Annotated in this window: 3 protein-coding genes; all 3 read left to right on the forward strand. The window is 28.1% G+C overall.

The window, feature by feature from the left end; translation table 11 throughout:
- The first annotated feature begins 70 nt into the window (after positions 1–70).
- Complete coding sequence (locus tag ACQCX0_RS04980) at positions 71–727, forward strand: Fic/DOC family protein (protein ID WP_462563065.1); 657 nt, start codon at positions 71–73, stop codon at positions 725–727.
- A gap of 53 nt (positions 728–780) precedes the next feature.
- The gene (locus ACQCX0_RS04985) at positions 781–1,035 is read left to right on the forward strand and encodes a hypothetical protein (protein WP_465029888.1); all 255 of its coding nucleotides are present in this window, start codon (positions 781–783) and stop codon (positions 1,033–1,035) included.
- A gap of 170 nt (positions 1,036–1,205) precedes the next feature.
- Positions 1,206–1,477: nucleotidyl transferase AbiEii/AbiGii toxin family protein (locus ACQCX0_RS04990; protein ID WP_462563067.1), on the forward strand; the 272-nt coding region annotated here is incomplete at its 3' end.

A 1,477-nucleotide genomic window follows, 5' to 3' on the forward strand; every position in this document is an offset into this window, starting at 1 on the left:
CCCCAATCTTATGTGATATTCCCTTTTTCTTTAATAATAAAGAGATGTTAAGAAAGTTAAGAGTTAAATTATGAGACAAATAAATTATATGATGAATAATCTGTTGGGGATAACAGATAAAAAAATCTTAGAAAAAGCAGAATTTGGATTAGTTGAGGCGAGAATAAGACAACTACATCAACAACAAACTATAGGTGACTTTAGTATTAAGCATTTAAAAAATATTCATAAACATTTATTCCAAGATGTATATTCATGGGGTGGAACTTATAGGGTAGGGGGATTTGCAAGTAAAAATAGAGTTTTAGATGATGGTACTTCTCATATTGTAGAGTATAGTTATAGTGATTACTTAGAACATAATTTAAAACAAGAACTAAACAAGCTAAAACAAGATAAATTTTATACTAAGGTAAATGATAAAGAAGCATTTTGTGATAAATTAGCGAAATTATATAATAATTTAGATTTTTTACATCCGTTTCCAGAAGGTAATTCAAGAACATTAAGGGAATTTACAAGACAGTTAGCTCTAAATGCGGGTTACAATATTAAATGGGAACAAACCCTAGCCATTAAAGATAAGCTATATATGGCAAGAGATATAGCAGTAAATAATAATGATAGTTCTAAATTAAAAGAGATATTTTTAGATTTAATAGAAAAAACAAACTTAAAAGTTAAGAAAGTCCAAAAAATCAAGCAAAATAAAAGCTTAGGAAGGTAATAAACTTAGCTTTTTCTAACAAAATATGGTATAATAAAGAATATAGAATAAAATTGGAGTGCTCTATGATTAAAAAACAACTTACAGAAAGAGAAAAACAAGGTATAGAATATGCTATAGCTTCTTGTGCGATGGAAACTAACCCATCTCAAGAGGAAATTGAACGTTCACGTGTTGAGTTAACCAAAGTTGCACTAGGTGAAATGACAGAAGAAGAGTATAGAATTATGGTTATAGAAAGATTACGCAAAGAGCATCCTGGGGCATTTAAGGATTTACAAAAACAGGCAGCCCCTAAAGTTAGTTAGTATTTTAAATGTGTATTCTATTAAAAGAAGTATATCTTTTAATCCTTGAATAGCATGTTGCTTTTCATTAAATAGTAAACTGATTCTAAAAACACACCTAAATATCTTGGATTTCTAGGATAAATATAGTATAATTAATATTATAGAAATCTAAAATCATAGAATAAATAATGGTAAAACTGCATTTAGAAATTCTACCTAAAGAGCAAAAATTAATATGGTCTCTATTAGGGAGCATCCCGAAACATTTTACCTTATATGGCGGAACAGCATTGGCTTTACAGCTTGGTCATAGGAAGTCTGTAGATTTTGATTTTTTCTCAAAAGAGAAATTTAATCCAAAAGAATTATATAATAGTATTGCTCTTATCAAAGATAGTATAATCGAGCAACAAGAAAAAGATACCCTAACTTGTTTAGTTAAAAGAGATAATAAACATAT

Source organism: Candidatus Hepatincolaceae symbiont of Strigamia maritima (assembly GCF_055505085.1).